The sequence below is a fragment of the Thioalkalivibrio sp. ALR17-21 genome, assembly GCF_000420185.1.
GTDB lineage: Bacteria > Pseudomonadota > Gammaproteobacteria > Ectothiorhodospirales > Ectothiorhodospiraceae > Thioalkalivibrio > Thioalkalivibrio halophilus.
In genome coordinates this window covers 18,798-35,861 of record NZ_ATUL01000014.1, presented here as the reverse complement: position 1 = coordinate 35,861, position 17,064 = coordinate 18,798, and the positions used below count along the sequence as shown (strand labels likewise).

At 68.5% G+C, this 17,064-nt stretch carries 15 protein-coding genes; 12 read left to right on the top strand and 3 right to left on the bottom strand.

The genetic code is table 11. From position 1 onward, the window contains the following. Window positions 1–52 precede the first annotated feature (52 nt). Window positions 53–376, top strand: coding sequence for a ferredoxin FdxA (gene fdxA / locus G020_RS0108795; protein ID WP_018870469.1), 324 nt, complete (start codon window positions 53–55; stop codon window positions 374–376). Between the two features lie 29 nt (window positions 377–405). Here fdxA and G020_RS0108790 read toward each other — a convergent pair whose 3' ends face one another. The 3 genes from G020_RS0108790 to G020_RS0108780 form a co-directional block, all read right to left on the bottom strand. Then, window positions 406–759, bottom strand: coding sequence for a DUF4870 domain-containing protein (locus G020_RS0108790; protein WP_019569908.1), 354 nt, complete (start codon window positions 757–759; stop codon window positions 406–408). A 143-nt stretch (window positions 760–902) separates the two neighbouring features. Next, entirely contained in the window at window positions 903–1,796 is an 894-nt protein-coding gene (locus tag G020_RS0108785) for a DMT family transporter (RefSeq protein WP_019591875.1), read from the bottom strand. A gap of 1 nt (window position 1,797) precedes the next feature. Then, on the bottom strand, window positions 1,798–2,301 hold the full coding sequence (locus G020_RS0108780; protein WP_018870472.1) for a hypothetical protein: 504 nt from the start codon (window positions 2,299–2,301) through the stop codon (window positions 1,798–1,800). A gap of 166 nt (window positions 2,302–2,467) precedes the next feature. Here G020_RS0108780 and G020_RS0108775 point away from each other — a divergent pair, with 166 nt between their 5' ends. The 11 genes from G020_RS0108775 to G020_RS0108725 all read left to right on the top strand — a co-directional run bounded on the left by G020_RS0108775 (window position 2,468) and on the right by G020_RS0108725 (window position 17,026). Further along, a complete protein-coding gene (locus G020_RS0108775) occupies window positions 2,468–3,403 on the top strand; it encodes a UbiA prenyltransferase family protein (RefSeq protein ID WP_019591876.1) in 936 nt (311 codons plus the stop codon). Next, window positions 3,400–4,389 carry a lysylphosphatidylglycerol synthase transmembrane domain-containing protein gene (locus tag G020_RS0108770; protein WP_024329348.1) on the top strand — a complete coding sequence of 330 codons (990 nt, stop codon included), beginning with the start codon at window positions 3,400–3,402 and terminating at the stop codon, window positions 4,387–4,389. Before G020_RS0108775 ends, G020_RS0108770 begins: the two co-directional genes overlap by 4 nt. Beyond that, complete coding sequence (locus G020_RS0108765; protein ID WP_024329347.1) at window positions 4,386–5,681, top strand: FAD-binding oxidoreductase; 1,296 nt, start codon at window positions 4,386–4,388, stop codon at window positions 5,679–5,681. Before G020_RS0108770 ends, G020_RS0108765 begins: the two co-directional genes overlap by 4 nt. Beyond that, window positions 5,678–6,439 (top strand): SDR family oxidoreductase, encoded by a 762-nt coding sequence (locus G020_RS0108760; protein ID WP_024329346.1) that lies wholly within the window; start codon window positions 5,678–5,680, stop codon window positions 6,437–6,439. Before G020_RS0108765 ends, G020_RS0108760 begins: the two co-directional genes overlap by 4 nt. Further along, complete coding sequence (locus G020_RS0108755) at window positions 6,436–7,974, top strand: glycosyltransferase family 39 protein (RefSeq protein ID WP_024329345.1); 1,539 nt, start codon at window positions 6,436–6,438, stop codon at window positions 7,972–7,974. Before G020_RS0108760 ends, G020_RS0108755 begins: the two co-directional genes overlap by 4 nt. A 152-nt stretch (window positions 7,975–8,126) precedes the next feature. Then, window positions 8,127–11,894 (top strand): autotransporter domain-containing protein, encoded by a 3,768-nt coding sequence (locus G020_RS14950; RefSeq protein WP_081647404.1) that lies wholly within the window; start codon window positions 8,127–8,129, stop codon window positions 11,892–11,894. A gap of 158 nt (window positions 11,895–12,052) precedes the next feature. Further along, the gene (locus G020_RS0108745) at window positions 12,053–12,619 is read left to right on the top strand and encodes a molybdopterin-dependent oxidoreductase (protein ID WP_024329343.1); all 567 of its coding nucleotides are present in this window, start codon (window positions 12,053–12,055) and stop codon (window positions 12,617–12,619) included. Then, window positions 12,616–14,457, top strand: a complete 1,842-nt coding sequence (locus G020_RS0108740) for a PAS domain-containing sensor histidine kinase (RefSeq protein WP_024329342.1) — start codon at window positions 12,616–12,618, stop codon at window positions 14,455–14,457. Before G020_RS0108745 ends, G020_RS0108740 begins: the two co-directional genes overlap by 4 nt. After that, a complete protein-coding gene (locus tag G020_RS0108735; RefSeq protein ID WP_024329341.1) occupies window positions 14,435–15,544 on the top strand; it encodes a response regulator in 1,110 nt (369 codons plus the stop codon). Before G020_RS0108740 ends, G020_RS0108735 begins: the two co-directional genes overlap by 23 nt. Next, the gene (locus G020_RS0108730; RefSeq protein ID WP_024329340.1) at window positions 15,541–16,353 is read left to right on the top strand and encodes a DUF1461 domain-containing protein; all 813 of its coding nucleotides are present in this window, start codon (window positions 15,541–15,543) and stop codon (window positions 16,351–16,353) included. Before G020_RS0108735 ends, G020_RS0108730 begins: the two co-directional genes overlap by 4 nt. 85 nt (window positions 16,354–16,438) lie before the next feature. Beyond that, window positions 16,439–17,026, top strand: a complete 588-nt coding sequence (locus G020_RS0108725) for an invasion associated locus B family protein (protein ID WP_018945576.1) — start codon at window positions 16,439–16,441, stop codon at window positions 17,024–17,026. Window positions 17,027–17,064 lie beyond the last annotated feature (38 nt).

The following is a 17,064-nucleotide window of genomic DNA, read 5'->3' as shown; positions in this document are numbered from 1 at the left end:
GCGACGGCACACAGGAGCCGTGGCGTCGCAACACGACCAATGGAGAAGCGCAATGGCTTTCATCGTTCTGGAGAACTGCATCCGGTGCAAGTACACCGATTGCGTCGAAGTCTGCCCGGTGGACTGCTTCCACGAGGGGCCCAACTTCCTCACCATCGACCCCGACGAATGCATCGACTGCACCCTGTGCGAGCCGGAGTGCCCGGCCGAGGCGATCGTCCCCGAGGATGACGTGCCCGAGGATCAGGTGCACATGATCGAGCTCAATGCCGAACTGGCGCGCACCTGGCCGGTGATCACCGCGCGCAAGGACCCGCCGGAAGACGCGGAAGAATGGGACGGCGTCGAGGGCAAGCTGCAGTACCTGGAGCGCTGAGACCCCGCCCGGGCCCCGCACTGCGGGGCTTACCAGAGCCAGGTGGCCGGGTCCTCGATGGCCCGGTCATCGCTGTTGCGGATCACGCCCTTGATGCACCGCACCAGCACCCACACCAGGAACAGCAGCCCGATGATCAGCCCGATCCCGATCGCCGCGGTCAGGGTCGCCAGCACGGCCATCAGCAGACCGATCCAGAAAGTCCGGATCTGATACTGCAGGTGGGTCTCGCTGATCGCATCCGCATCGCTGCGCTTCACGTGCGCCATGATCACCCCGACCAGGGCCGTGATGGCGATGAAGAAGCCGACGAAATACAGCACGTAGATGATCGTCACGAACGTGCGGTCGGTGCGGGGTTCATTCGCCAGTTCCGTTTCCATGCCTCTCTCCTTCTACGATTGCTGCATTCTCGCGCGAGCGCGCTCCTGCGGGTCATCCCGGTGCCTGATTGTGGGAGCGCGCTTGGTGGGAGCGTGCTTGCACGCGAATACGGCGCTTGCCGAAGCCCCCATGCCTTCCCGGCTCACCCCGCCCCGCCCAGCACGATCAGCACGATGCCGGCCAGCGCGAAGCCGAACCCGGCCAGCTGCAGGCGGCTCATGCGCTCGGCCTGAAAGAACCGCGCCAGAAGTGCGGTGGGTGCCGGCGACAGGGCCCCGGCCACCGCGATCACCGACAACAGTCCGATGCGCACGGCCACCACGAAGGCCAGGGTGGCGAGCCCCTGCAGCAGGCCCGCCAGCGCGACCAGCACCAGCGTGCTGCGGGCCATGTGTCGCTCGGGGCGATGCAGCAGCATCACGCCCAGCAGCACCAGCCCGCCCACGCCGCCGGCCATGACCACCGGCCACAGGGCCGACCCTTCGCTGGCCTGGTCAAGGAACACGAACACCAGGCCGAAGGCGACCCCGGCAAGCACGCCGTCGAACACCCCCAGCAGCGGATGCGGCCCGCAGTGACCGAGGCCATCCGCCCCCCGCACCGGCGCGTCCGGGTCACGCGGACTGGCCTCCCGGGCCCCGCCCGACACCAGCGCGATCGCCACCACGATGGCCACGATCCCGGCCAGCGACAACCATCCCGGGCGTTCGCCAAGGGCCAGCCCCGCCGCCAGCGGCACCAGCGCCGAGAGCACCCCGGTCACCGCCGCGACCAGCCCCATGTAGCCTTCGGCCAGTCCGCGGTAGTAGGCCAGCAGGCCCAGCGCCATCGCCACGCCGGAGCCGCCGCCCCACAACAGGGCCGCTTCCCCGGGCAACCCCGCCACCAGCAATGCCAGCACCAGCAACGGCGCGGTGACCAGCAACTGCGAGTAGCAGGCCACCACCAGCGCCGAAACCCGCCGCGAGGCCAGGCCGCCGAGAAAATCCCCCGCGCCGTAGCCCAGCGCGGTCAGCAGGCCCAGCAGGAAGGCCATTTCAGTCGCCGGCGCCCTCCAGCATCTGCCGCAGGGCGGCCTCGCTGGCGGCCGCGCCGGTGCCGGTCACCGTTCCCTCGCCATCCAGGAACACCACGCTCACGTGATCGCGCTGATGCGGCATGAAGCCCATGTCATCGGGTCCCTCGGTCACACCGGTGCGATAGGGACGCTCCTGCATGCGCGGCATGACCACGTTCTCCAGCACGAACGGCGGCATGCCGTGGGTATCGGCTACGTAGCGGATGCCGGCCTCCTCGATCGCCTCGGGCCCCATGTCCCCGAGGACATCATTGGTGATGTCGGCCGGGGCCATCTCCACGGTCATCAGCACCACGCGCGCATCGCCGGGCAGCTCCAGCGGCTCCCCGTGCTGGTCGTTGAGGGTGACGTCGGGGAAGGCGTCGCCCTCGGACAGATCGGCGGCCGCCGGCGCGGCGGCCAGCAGCAGACCCAGGCCGGCGGACAGGACGACGGTTTTCTTCAGGACGGACAGTGCTTGCATGACAGACTCCCGGTGACAGCGGATTGATCGGAGAAACGTCCCGGATGGTAACCGATCGCACCCGCGCACACTGCGAAACCGGGCACGTGCCCATCTTCGCGGGTGCACCGGACGGCGCATTTGCCTACACTGCCAGCCCGTTCCGCCGGCCTTTCCGCACGCACCGATGCTCCAGCCGATTTTCAAACTGCTGCGTCCGCACCAGTACATCAAGAACGGGTTCGTGTTCCTCGGACCGGTGTTCGCGCATGCCTGGGAGGGCGAGACCCTGCTGGCGGCCACGCTCGCGTTCCTCGCCTTCTGCGCGATGGCAAGCGCGGTGTACGTGCTCAACGACATCCTCGACGTCGAAGCCGACCGCCGGCACCCGACCAAGTGTCGGCGCCCGCTGGCCAGCGGGGCCATCGGCATCCCGGCCGCGCGGATCATCCTGGGCGTGCTGGTGGTGCTCGCGCTGGCCCTGGGCCTGCTGGTCAGCGCCTGGGTCACCGGGCTGCTGGCGGGCTATCTGGTGCTGAACATCGCCTATTCGCTGGCGCTCAAGCATGTCGTCATCCTGGATGTGTTCAGCATCGCCGGCGGTTTCATGCTGCGCATCCTGGCCGGAACCCTGGGGCTGGGCATCGAACCCTCGCAGTGGCTGCTGCTGTGCGGCCTGATGCTGACCCTGTTCCTGGGCTTCGCCAAGCGCCGCTCGGAGCTGGCGGAAACCGCCGTGACCGCCGGCCCGGCTCCCGCGGACCCCGCCCCCGAATCCCGGGACGACAGCCGGGGCGACACGCGGGGCGACACGCGGGGCGACACCCGGCGCGTGCTCGACGACTATTCCACCGCGCTGCTGGACCAGTTCATCGCGATCAGCGCGGCCTGCACGGTGATCGCCTATGGGCTGTACACCGTCAGCCCGGAGGTCATCGCCCTGCACGGCACCGATGAGCTGATCTATACCCTGCCGTTCGTGATCTACGGGATCTTCCGCTACCTGTACCTGCTGCATTTCCGCGGGCGCGGCGGCGACACCTCGCGCGACCTGTTCACCGATGCCCATCTGCTGGTGACGGTGGTGGCCTGGCTGGGCGTGACCCTCGCGGTGCTGTCGTGAGCGGGAAGCCGGTCCTGACCGGCTGGCGCCTGCGCGGGCTGATCCTGTCGGTGATCGTGGCCGCCGCGGCGTATCTGGGCATCGCCATCTGGGCCGGTGCGGAAGAGGTCTGGCACGCACTGGTGCAGGTCGGCCCGTTCGGCCTGCTGCTGGCCCTGTCGCTGTCGCTGGTCAACTACAGCCTGCGGTTCGCCCGCTGGCAGCTGTACCTGCGGGCGCTGGCGCATCGCATCGCCGCGCCCGCCAGCCTGCACATCTACCTCGCCGGCTTTGCCCTGACCACCACCCCGGGCAAGGCCGGCGAGGCCCTGCGCGGGGTGCTGCTCAAGCGCCGGGGTGTCCCCTATCCGGACAGCTTCGCGGCGTTCGTCAGCGAACGGCTGTCGGATCTGGTGGCGGTGGTACTGCTGTCGCTGCTGGGGCTCACGCTGGTGGCTCAGGGGACCTCGCTGATCCTGGCCGGCGTGGCAGCCGTCGCCGCCGGCCTGCTGGTGCTGTCGCAACGCCGACCGCTGGAGGCCCTGCAACGCCACGCGGACCGCCCCGGCCGGCGGCTGTGGCGCGGCCTGCATCACGCCGCCACCATCCTGCTGCAGGCGCGGCGCTGCCACGCACCGGGCCTGCTCGCCGGCGCCACCGTCCTGAGTGTGGTGGCCTGGAGCGCCGAGGCGCTGGCCTTCTGGTGGATCCTCAACGCGATGGGCTTCGAGGCCGGATTCGCGTTCGCCGCCTTCGTGTTCGCCCTCGCCATGCTGGCCGGGGCGCTGAGCTTCCTGCCCGGCGGGCTGGGCGGCACCGAGGCGGTGATGATCGGCCTGCTCCTGCTGCACGACATGCCGGCGGCGGACGCGGTGGCGGCCACCACGCTGATCCGCCTGACCACCCTGTGGTTCGCGGTGCTGCTGGGCCTGATCGCGCTCGGCAGCCACCCCGACGCACGCGGCGACACGGCCCCGGAGCGCCGACACGACGGGGGACCGGCATGACGACCAGCGGCTGGAACCGCATTCCGCGGGTGGAACACGCCGCGCACAGCGCGCCGGCGTTCCGCCCGGACCGGCTGCCGGAAGGGCCGCTGCTGGCCCACGGCATGGGACGTTCCTACGGCGACTGCTGCCTCAACGCCGGCGGCCATCTGCTGCACACCCGCGGGCTGGACCGCTTCGTCGAGTTCGACACCGACACTGGAGTAATCACCGCCGAGGCCGGGGTCACGCTGGACGAACTGCTGGAACTGAGCGTGCCGCGCGGCTGGTTCCCGCCGGTGGTCCCGGGGACCCGCTTCGTGACCCTGGGCGGCGCGGTGGCCAACGACGTACACGGCAAGAACCATCACGTCGCCGGCAGCTTCGGTGCGCACGTAAAGCGCCTGACCCTGCACCGCAGCGATGCCGGCCGCGTCGAGGTCAGCCCCGAGCACAATCCGCGCTGGTTCGCCGCCACCATCGGCGGGCTGGGCCTGACCGGGCTGATCGAGACCGTGACCCTGCAGCTCGTGCCGGTATCCTCGGCCTGGATGTCGGTGTGGTCGGAACGCTTCCACAGCCTGGACGATTTCTGGGCGCTGGATGCCCGCGCGCGCCGCGAATGGCCCTACACCGTGGCCTGGATCGACTGCCTGGCCGATGGTCGGCGCCATCCCCCGGGCCGCGGGATCTATTCCGCAGGCCGCCACGCGGTTACCCCGCCCCCGCGCGCCCGCTTCCGCGAACCCCGGCGGCGGGTGCCGGTGGATCCGCCGTTCTCGCTGGTCAACGGTCCCGGCCTGCGCGCGTTCAACGAGCTGTATTTCCACCAGCCGCTGCGCCGCAGCCCGCATCCGGCGCATCATCGCGGCTGGCTGTTCCCGCTGGACGGGATCCGCGACTGGAACCGCATCTACGGCCGCCGAGGCTTCTACCAGTACCAGTGCGTGCTCCCCGAACGCACCGCGCGCGACGCCGTCGCCGAGCTGCTGCGCCAGATCGCGCGCAGCGGCCAGGGCTCGTTCCTCGCGGTGCTCAAGACCTTCGGCCGCCAGTCGCCGGCCGGGATGCTGTCCTTCCCGCGCCCGGGCACCACCCTGGCGCTGGATTTCCCCGATCGCGGGGCAGCGACCCATGCGCTGTTCGAGCGCCTCGACCGTGTGGTGCGCGAGGCGCACGGAGCGCTGTACCCGGCCAAGGACGCACGCATGTCCGGCGCGATGTTCCGTGCCGGGTTTCCTGAATGGATCGAGTTCGCTAAGTTGACCGACCCTCAATTCTCCTCCAGCTTTTGGCGCCGGGTGACCGCATGAATCCGCTGAACAACGTCGTGATCTTCGGCGCGACCTCCGCCATCGCCAGTGCCGTCGCCCGCCGTCTGGCCAGCTCCGGCGCCCGCCTGTTCTGCGTCGCCCGCAATCCGGAGCGTCTGGAAAGCCTGCTGGCGGATCTGCGCGTGCGCGGCGACGACGCCGCCGGCGAGCGCATCCGCGGGCTGGCCGCCGATCCCGCCGACCCGGCCACCCACGCCGACGCCTGGGCCGCCGCCCGCGAACACCTGGGCACGGTGGATGCCGCGCTGCTGGCCTGGGGCAGCCTGCCCGATCCCGCCACCTGCCACGACTCGGTGGAGGCCACCCAGGAGGCGCTGCGCATCAACGGCACCAGCGCCGTCGCCCTGCTCACCCGCATCGCCCCCGACTTCGAGGCGGAGGGCCATGGCGTGATCGGCGCCATCGGCTCGGTCGCCGGCGACCGCGGCCGCCAGAGCAACTACGTCTACGGCACCGCCAAGGGCATGCTCGCGACCTTCCTGCAGGGCCTGCGGCATCGCCTCGCGCCGGCGGGCGTGGATGTGGTGACCATCAAGCCGGGCTTTGTCCGCACCCCAATGACCGAGGGCTTCAATCGCGCCGGGGCCCTGTGGGCGGAACCCGACCGTGTCGCGAGTGGCATCCTTCGCGCACTGCGCCGAGGCCATGCGGTGGCCTATGTGCCGTGGTTCTGGCGGATCATCATGCTGATCATCCGCAACTTCCCCGACTGGCTGTTCCGCCACCTGCGGCTGTGAACCTGCCCGCCGACGCCCCCTGGCCCGCCCGCCACTACCCGGCGGTACTGCTCGCGGTGATCGCGCTGAAGGCGCTGATCGCCGCGCTGCTGCCGATCACCGGCGACGAGGCCTATTTCCTGATCTGGGCCGCCCATCCGGATCTCGGCTACTACGACCACCCGCCAATGATCGGCTGGTGGCTGAGCGCGGTCACCGCAGTGTCCGAACACCCGCTGGTGATCCGTATCCCGGGCATCCTGGTCTCCGTGGCCCCGGCGCTGCTGATCCTCGCCCTGTGGCACCGGCACGACCCGGTGCGCGCCCGCCTGGTCTCGCTGCTGGCGCTGTTCATGCCGCTGCTGTTCATCGCCGTGCTGGTGGCCACCGACACCCCGCTGATCCTGTTCGGCCTGCTGGCCACCGGGCTGGTGTGGTACGCGCTGCGGGAACCGCGCCCGGGCGTGGCGGCCCTGGCCTTCTTCCTCGGCGGCGTCGCGCTGGGGCTGGCGTTCCTGTCGAAATACTTCGCCGTGCTGCTGGGCGTGGCCATCGGCCTGCACATCGTGCTGTTCGCCCGCGAGCACTGGCGCGGCCTGCTGCTGATCATCCTCGGCGTGCTGCCGGCGGTGGCCCTCAACCTGTACTGGAACTGGGACAACTGCTGGTACAACGTGATGTTCAACGTGGTGAACCGCCACGGCGGGGACGGCTTCGACCCCGGCGGCACCCTGACCTATACCGCCCTGCTGGTGTACCTGTTCACGCCCTGGCTGCTGTGGTTCCTCGCACGCCAGCGCCGGGCCGTGGTGCAGGGGGTGCGCGAACACCGCCTCGGGGTGTTCGTCTCCGCCGGGCTGATCCCGCTGGGCCTGTTCGCCCTGCTGTCCCCGTTCGCCGGAATCGGGCTGCACTGGCTGGCGGCGTTCGCCCCGCTGCTTCTGGTGCCCGCGCTGTTCCTCACCACCCGCGCCCTGCGGATCTCGGTCTGGCTCTCCGGCCTGCTGGCCCTGCTGCACGCGCTGTTGCTGCTGGCCATCGCCACCCTGCCGGTGGACTGGCTGCGCGGCCACGGCGACCACGCCAGTGCGGTGTTCTACCTGGCGCCCGAGGAGGTCGCCGCGCTGACCGAGCCCTACGCCAACGCGGACCGGTCCGACGCAGACTGGCATTTCTTCACCCGCAGCTACTCGCGCTCGGCCATGCTGAGCCATTACTCCGGGCACTACTTCGGGGTCTTCGGCGAAGGCTCGCACTACGGCCGCCAGGACGACCTGATCACCGATTTCCGTGCCCTCGACGGCGAGGACTTCGTGTTCATCCCGCGCCGTGGCGAGGTCGACCGCGAAGACCTGGCACCGTTCTTCGACCGCGTCGAGATCCGCACCGGCGAGGCCGGCGGCATCCCCTGGCAGGTCGCCGAAGGCCACGGCTTCGACTACGCCGCCTACCACGAGGACGTCCTGCGCCCGGTCCTCGAACACTACTACGACATCCCCGCCTGGCTCCCCGAAGGCCGCTGCGCCTTCCGCGAGCGCTACGCCGACATCCCGTGAACCAAAGGGGCGACATGACCGCCCCGAAAAGTTCCGCAACCCCCTCCGTTCAGACGGGGCCCGACGCGCCATGAGGCGCCAGAATCCCTGTACCCGCCCCATTTCGCGGGTCTTCGTGTTTCGTTCACACAAGGATTCCAGGGAGACTCAGGATGCCAGTATTTCGACCCACCCCGCTCAGTCATGCCGTTTACCGTGCTCTGAGGCCGCGCGCCTCCGCCCACCGCCACTGGACCATCCCCGGACTGGTGGCCCCCGCCATCCTCGCCATCGGGATCAACGGAGCCGGCGCCGATCAGACCGAATGGACCGACGGCGTTGCGGCCAACATCGACTGGTTTCAGGACGACAACTGGGACCAGGATGCCCCCGATGCGGACACCGAGGCCCTGATCCTCGACGAGGATGACCGCGTACAGATTGATAACACCGGTGCGGAAGCCAACGGCATTCAGCTGAATGACGGAGAGCTGGAAATCACGACGGACGGTTCGCTCGAAACCCACGACAATTTCCATCTCCAGGGAACCGCGAACCTCCGGGTGGAAGGCGCCGTCGTCACCAACTCCCGTGTCAACATCGGGAGACGGTCTTCCGCCGACGCAGAAGCCGTGATCTCCGGCGGTAATGCGGAATGGCAGCACAACGATCTCAATCTGAATGTGGGTACCGTAGGTGGTACCGGCACACTGGTCCTGGAGAATGGCGCCCGACTCGAGCAGGATTCGGGAACCACCTTCGTGGCGAACGGCTCCGGCGCGAACGGAACCATCCGGATCACCGATGCAACGCTTGTCGGAGACTCCATACGGGTCGGTACCGGGGGAACCGGCACGCTCGAAATGGACGACGAAGCCATTGCCGAACACTGGGACGCCGACGTGGGATATCACGAAGGCTCCAGCGGATCGGTTGAAGTCGATGATGCGGAGTGGGACATCACGACCTATCTGGCCGTCGGGCGCGGCGGTCACGGGGAGTTGACCATCGCCAACGGCGGTGAGGTCACCAGTGGCAATACCTATCTTGGCTTTGACGCTACCGGTCACGGGACCGCAACCGTTTCCGGCGACGGGGACGAATCCAGCTGGACCACCAGCGACCTGACGGCCGGATGGAGCGGTGAAGGCCACCTCGACATCCGGAACGGGGGCGAAGTGACCAGTGCAAACGTGTTGCTGGGTCGATTGGCCTCGGGACGGGGCGAAGCCACCATTACCGACTCCGGTTCTCGCCTGACCGCGCAGGGTGCCCTGGCCGTCGGCGATGCCGGCAGTGGCCAGATTGAGGTCCTGGACGGGGGCGAACTGGTCACCGAAGGGATGAGCCACATTGCCCACGGTGAAGACAGCGATGGTTTCGTCCGGCTCCGCGGCCCGGGCTCCAGCTGGCAGGCGGAGGACGACATCTTCGTCGGAGAAGCGGGCGAAGGGGCACTCCACATCCTTGACGGAGCTCGGGTCGAGGCCGGTGAACGCGTCCTTGTGGCCGACGAATCCGGCTCGGAGGGTTCCGTTGTCATCGACGGGTCCGATTCGATGCTGGAGATCACCGGCCAGGGCCCGGAGTCCGTCCTGGGGATCGGGATTGAAGGCGAAGGTGACCTCGAGCTCAGCAACGGCGGTGAAGCGGAAACCATCGTCGGTGGGCTCGGCATCGAAGACGGCGCCCGGGGAACGGCAACGATCCGGGGCAACGGATCCGGATGGACGGTGCACGACGGGCTGTTTATCGGCTTTGATGGCTCGGCCGATCTCGCAGTCCGCGACGGAGGGCACGTCATCGTTGGAGGCGAGAGCTGGATCGGACACGAATCCGGTTCTCATGGCGAAGTCAGCATCACCGGACCGGACTCGATTCTGCAGACCGGCGACACCCTGCGAATCGGGCGCCTCGGCCACGGCCAGCTGGAGATCCTGGATGGCGCCCGAGTCGAAAGTCAGTCCATGGCCTCACTCGCGGTGCATCCGGGCAGCAGCGCCAGCGGGCGGGTGGCGGGCCCCGATTCCACCTGGGAAGTAGGCAGTCTTCTGCGCATCGGGAATTCGGGCACCGCACGGCTCGACATCGAAGACGGAGCGACCGTCACCAGCGATAGCGGGTGGATCGGCTTCAACGACCGTGGTGATGGTTCCGTGTACGTCTCCGGATCGGACTCCGAGTGGATCGTATCCCAGAGCCTCAGGGTCGGCTACAACGGCCGGGGTCATCTGGAAATCGCCCCGGATTCCGAAGTCTCGGCCGGACGCCGGGTGATCGTGGCAGACGATCCGGATGCGCGGGGAACACTGGTGGTCAACGGGACCCTCGCCAGCCAGGACGGCCTCGAAGTCGAATCCGGAGGCCAACTGGGAGGCGACGGACAGGTTCATGGCGACGCCACCATTCGCGGGATGCTCGCACCCGGCAATTCCATCGGCAGCCTGACCATCACCAACGGCGACCTGACACTGGACCAGGACTCGGTGTATCGGGTGGAAGTCAACGATGGTGGCAATACCGCCGGGGTCCACAACGATTACGTGACCGTCGAAGGTGACATCCATATCCACGACAGTGCCAGCGTGCACGTCACCGCCGAAAACGGCACCGATGACGGAAGCACGTGGGACCCCGAAACGACGTACACGATCCTCAACGCCGAGCAGGCGGTGTACGGCGAGTTTGGCGATGTCACCGATGATTTCGCATTTCTGGAGTCCGAACTGGGCTACGGTTCGGATCAGGTCTATCTGACCCTGACTCAGGTGGCGGATTTCGTTGATGTAGCCCGTACCCGCAACCAGCGGGCCGTAGCGGGCGGCCTCGATGAACAGACGCAGAATGCCGACATGTCTCCCGTTCTGGACACACTCATCGCCATGGACGAAGACAACGCCCGCGCCTCACTGGACGACCTGTCCGGCGTCGATCACACCCACGTCCAGCAGATCGGGCTGCGTGGGGCCCAGCGTTTCCGCGCTGGCCTCACCGGCCGCATGCCCGGGCCCGGTGGCGCGCAGGCCCCGCGCGAGACCGCCAGCCTGGAGCAGCTCGCCGGCCTCCAGCTCGCCTCCGCCGGACAGCCCCGAGGGCTGCTGGACGACTCCCCGGGAACATCGCGGGGCTGGTGGGTCAACGCCGAAGGTGGCCGCGGTGACATCGACGACACCACCAACGCCAGCGGCGCCGACTATCGCTTCACCGGACTCACGGTCGGCTTTGATGCCCCGGTTTCCGAAGAACTCCATCTTGGTGCGGCCATGGGATACACCCGCAACCGCGGCGACACCGCCGGGGGCGATATCGACGTCGATTCCGTCCATCTTGCCGGCTACGGCGGATGGCAGCGCGATGCCCTGTATGCCCGCGGCAGCGTCGGCATGGCCTATCACCGCACCGACACCGAGCGCTTCGTTGACACCGTCGGCCGCACCGCGGAAGCAGACTACTCCGCGCGCGGCGTGGGCATGCGGGCCGAGGGTGGCTATACCTTCGAGATCGGTGACACGGCCCGACTGACCCCGTTTGGCGGACTGGATTACGAATACCTGCGCCGCAGCGGGTTCTCGGAATCCGGCGCCGGGGCCGCCAATCTGGATGTGGATCGCGAAAGCGAATATTCCCTGCGCAGTCAGGCCGGCGTGCGCTTCGATCAGGCGTTCGAGACCACCGGCGGCCGGGTCGCCCCCTACGCCGAAGCCGCCTGGGTGCACGAGCACGGCGACCGTTCCAGCCGCATGGACACCGCCTTCGCGGCCGACACCTCCACGCGCTTCACCATCGAGGGTCCCCGCCTCAGCCGGGATCGTGTGCGGGTCGCCGCCGGTCTGGACGCTCGCCTCAACGAGGATTCCTTCCTCAACGTCGGCTACCAGGGCGAAATCGCCTCCTCCGACGACCTCCACGCCATCGGCCTGACCTTCCGACGCAACTGGTAAGGTCCCCGCAGGCCGCAGCCCCCTCCGAACGGAGGGGGCCATTCCATCCGGGCTTGGGCATAATGAGTGGTGTGCTCAATGCCCCCTGCTTCCATAAGGGAGCATTTCGCGCGACACTGCCTCCGAACTGGTGGTTGCCATCCGTCCGGAGGTTTTTCATGTCCGTCACCCGAATTCACCCGTTCCGCTCACCCGCGCGTCTCACATCCGCCCTGGTGGCCATGTTCCTGTTCCTGCCCCTCAGTGCCGCGGCTGCCGAACCCGGCGATTCCGACGCCGGCTTCGACCCCATGGACGCCCCCGAGGGCGAGGTGATTCTGCGGGTCGATGGGGCCATCGAACATGCGAACGACGGAGACCGGGCCCTGCTGGACCGGACGATGCTGGACCGTCTTCCGCATGTGGAGCTGGAGACCTCCACGGTGGTCACCGACGGGGTCAACCACTTCGAGGGCTTTTTGATGCGCGACCTGCTGGGGGCTCTCGGTGCGGAGGGTGACGAGGTGGTGGCCACGGCCCTGAACGACTACATCGTCGACATCCCGATGGAGGACTTCCACGACTATGACGTGGTCGTCGCGCATACCCGGGATGGCGAGGCCCTGACCCCGCGCGACAAGGGTCCGCTGTGGATCGTCTACCCGCGGGACGATCACGCGGAGCTGGACGACATCCGCTACGACTACCGCTGGGTCTGGCAGCTGGAGCACCTGGAGGTGCGATGATCGCGCGCCCGGCCCGCGAGCCCGCACCCGAGCGGGGCCGTGCCCCGGATCCCTCGGCCGTCCCCAGCCTGCGCCGCGTCTCGACGTATGTGCTGCCGGTGCTCGCGGTCCTTACCTTCGCGATCTTCCTGACGGTGTCGCTGATGCGCCTGCACGACGTGGAGCAGGACATGCGCAGCAATGTGGACGAGAACATGCTGTGGGTCACCGCCCAGGCGCAGGTCGCCAGTCACCGTCTGGACGAGGAAGTCCACCGACGGACCCTGGGGGACGCGGATGCCCGACCCGGCCTGCGTTACGACGTGCTCACCAGCCGCCTGGTCCTGCTGGATGCCGGGCCACAGCGGCGCTACGTCAAGGACATCGGGCTGGAAGAAACACTGGACGGTACCTTCGAGCGGCTGGAGCGCATCGAGCCGATGATCGACGACGTCGCCCCCGACAACGTCGAGGCGGCCCACGCGATCCATGCCGAAGTCAAGCCCCTGATGTCGGCACTCAACCGGATCGCCAACGCGGTGATGATCGAGGAATGGGAGAGCACGGGGGAACGCCTGGATCAACACCGCGCCAGCCTGATCCAGGCCATCGTGATGATGATCGGCATCCTGGTCACCGGGATCCTGCTGACCGCCCTCCTGATGAATGCCCTGCGGCAGCGGCGCCACGCACAGGAGGCGCTGGCCGCACACCGTGACCGGCTGGAGATCGAGGTCCGCAACCGCACCCGCGACCTGGAAGCCGAACGCCGCCGCGTGGTGGACGCCATCGACACCGCGCCCGACGGCTTTGCCGCATTCGATTCCGATGACCGCCTGATCCTGGTCAACCCGCAGTTCGCCAGCCTGCTGCCGCTGCCCGACGGGGCCCTGGACGAGGGGCAGACGCTGGAGGCCCTGCTCGAGAGCATCCGCGCCGTCACCCGGCCGGACACCGAACACGGCGACCCGGCCGACATCACCGCGGACGACGGTGCGCAGTACGACCTGGAAGTCCCCGGTCGCGGCTGGGTCCAGATGACCCTGCGCCGCACCGATGACGGTGGCCAGGTACTGCGCCTGGCCGACATCACCAGCTACAAGGATGCCGCGCGCAGCCTCGAGCATTCGCTGGAGCGCGAACGCGGCGTCAGCGAGTTCTACCGCAGCTTTGCGGCCATGGCCTCGCACCAGTTCCGCACCCCGCTGGCGATCATCGATTCGGGGCTGCAGCGCCTGCTGCGTCGCGGCGAGGACATGGACGGCGAGAGCCGCCGAACGCGCTACCGCCAGCTGCGCGACACCGTCGCCCACATGACGCGGCTGATCGAAAACGCCCTCACCTCCGCACGCCTGGAGGGCGGTCATGTCGCCGCCGCGACCACGCCCTGCGACCTGCGCCCGCTGGTGGAACAGGCCATCGAGACCCAGCAGCAGATCACCCCGGACAATCCGGTGCATCTGAGCGTCACCCCGGATGGACCGGTCATGGCGCGCTGTGATCGCGCGCTGGTCGAGCAGATCCTCGCCAACCTGCTGTCGAATGCGGGAAAATACTCGCCCGAGACCGCGTCCATCGAGGTTGAGCTGCGCGCCGAACCGGAGAAGATCACCTGCCACGTCACGGACCACGGGATCGGCATCCCCGAGGAAGACCAGGCGCGGTTGTTCGACCGCTTCTTCCGTGCCCGCAATGCCGCCCGCCATACCGGCATCGGTCTGGGCCTGGGCATCGCCCGCCAGCTCGCGCGCACCCAGGGCGGCGACCTGACCGTCCGTTCCCGCGAAGGGGAAGGGTCTACATTCACGCTGGAACTCCCGCGAGGACAGGATCCGGATGAACCACAGTACACCGAATGATGCCGCCGTCCCGGCCGCACGCATCCTCTGCGCCGAGGATGAAGCCCTGCTGCGCCGGGACATCTGCGAGGAACTGAGCGAGGCGGGTCATGTCGCCATCGAGGCGGCGCACGGCGACGAGGCCCTGGAGCAGATCGACGCCGTACACCCCGATCTGATCCTGTGCGACATCAACATGCCGGGCATGAACGGCTACGAACTGCTGGCCGCGGTGCGCGAACGCGGCCCGGAACTGGCGGACACCCCGTTCGTGTTCCTCACCGCGCTGTCCAACCCGCGCGAGGTGGTCGATGGCAAGCGCGCGGGCGCCGACGACTATCTGGTCAAGCCGGTGGACTTCGACCTGCTGCTGGCGACCGTGGAGGCCCGCCTGCGCCAGGTGCGGCGCATGCGCCAGAAGAAAGAGGACGAGTTCGCCGAACTGCGCCGTACCCTCGGTGGACTCGGCCAGAGCCGGGATCAGGGACGCCGCAGCCTGGAGTTCGCGGCGCGCGCCCTGGATCCGGTCGCTCCCGGGGTCGTCCTGCTCGACCACGGCAACCGTGTGCTGCTGGCCAATCGCGCGGCGCGGCGCATGGCCGGCGACGCGCTGACCTTGCAGGAAGGACGCCCGCCGGAGCCGGTACACTCCGAGGACGACCGGCGCCTGCGCGAGGCCCTGCGCCGGGTCCTCGCCGAAGAACCGGCCGCCGATGACGCCATTGAGTGCATGCGCCTGCCGCGCGACGGCCACCGGCGCGAGCTCCTGGCCATGATCTATCCCCTGCCCGGGAGCGGCGATCAGGCCGGGTGGGAGGCCGGGGAGGAGGAACCCGCGGCCGTGATCCTCCTGTCCGACCCCGAACGGCGCGCCCGCCTGCCGGAAGACGTCCTGGCCCGCCTGTTCGACCTGACCCCCACCGAGGCCCGCATCGCCCTGGCCCTGGCCGACGGCTGGCGCACCGCCGACATCGCCCGGCGCATGGACGTGTCGAATACCACCGTCACCTTCCACCTGCGCAACCTGTTCCAGAAGACCGACACCCATCGCCAGGCCGAGCTCGTCGCCCTGGTGCTGGCCGGCTCCATGACCCTCGCCGTGGAATGAGCCCGGAGCGCCCCCGAGAGCCGCACGATCCGGCCCCCGCCAGCCGGCGCTGGTCCGGTCGGCTCACCGGCGTCATCGAGGCGCTGCGATGGGCCGCCATGCTCGTCGGCCTCGCGGTCGCCGCGCTGTTCCTGTCCTGGCACGCGCTCGCGTCCGTCGATTTTGGCTACGGCGTCTGGTACGACGTACTCGAGATCGACGAGACCATCGCGACTTACGGACCCGAGAACCACCACAGGCCCGGCTTTCACCACACCGACCGCGCCGAACGGGAGCGCCTGTTCGGCGCCATCGTCGATGCCATCCATCGCAATGGCGCGGGACTTGAAGAACTGACCTACCACCTCCCCGACGGCCGCGCCGTTGCCCCTCTTCTGACACCCCCCGAGATCGTCCACCTGGAGGACGTCGCGCGGCTGGTCAACGCCCTGAATATCGCCGGGGTGGCCGGCACCGTCACTTTCCTGCTACTGGCAGCCCATGCGGGGTGGCGACATGCCCGACCGCCCTCCGGAATCCGCATCGCCGCCGTCACCGGGGGCGTTCTCGTCACCGGCACCGCGGTGATCCTTCTGATCGGCCCGGTGCGGGTGTTCTACGGGCTGCACGAGGTGATATTCCCGGCCGACAACCCCTGGTTTTTCTATTACGAAGATTCCCTGATGTCGATGATGATGCAGGCTCCCAACCTGTTCGGACCCATCGCCGCCGTCTGGGTGCTGCTCGCCCTTCTGCCGGGGGCCATCATCTGGTTCACCCTCGCGCGTTTCCTTTGCCGACGGTCAGGGGCATCCGGGGCCGGCATCTGACGGTGAACTCACGCAACCACCTGCGATCGGGGCGTCGGGGCGCTATGCTATGGGGTTGCCGACCGACACGGACCAGGAGCACTGCATGAACCATCCATCGCTTCCTTCGTTCTTCGCCGTTCTTCGCCCTGCGGTGATGCTCGGCGCGCTGGTAGCACTGGCGCCGACCATCGCCTCGGGGCAGCAGGCCCAGCAGCCGGCCCCGGCGCCGGGCCAGGCACCGGCCCAGGCGCCGCAGCCGGTACAGCAGGAACCGGAGGTGACGACCCACCAGGACTGGGAAAGCCTTTGCTGGGAGCTGGATGACGGCAGCGAGTTCTGCCAGATGCAGCAGACCCTCCAGGTGGAAAACCAGGGCCAGCAGGGGCCCTATCTGCAGACCACGGTACGGAGCGAAGGTGACCGACACGTGATGGAACTGCTGCTGCCGCTGGGCGTGGATCTGCGTCCGGGCATCGTCATGCAGGTCGACGAGGGCGAAGAACGCAATGCCGGCTTCGTCACCTGCATCCAGCAGGGCTGCGTGGCGGCCACCGAGCTGACCGACGAGATGCTGGGTGAACTGCGCGGGGGCCGCGAACTCAACGTGGGCTTCCGCCCGCTGCAGTCGGAACAGGTGCTGGTCTTTGACGTCTCCCTGATGGGCTTCACTGCGGCCAGTAATCGGCTCTGAGACGACCTTCTGGCGGTGCCGCCCTGCGCCGTTACAAT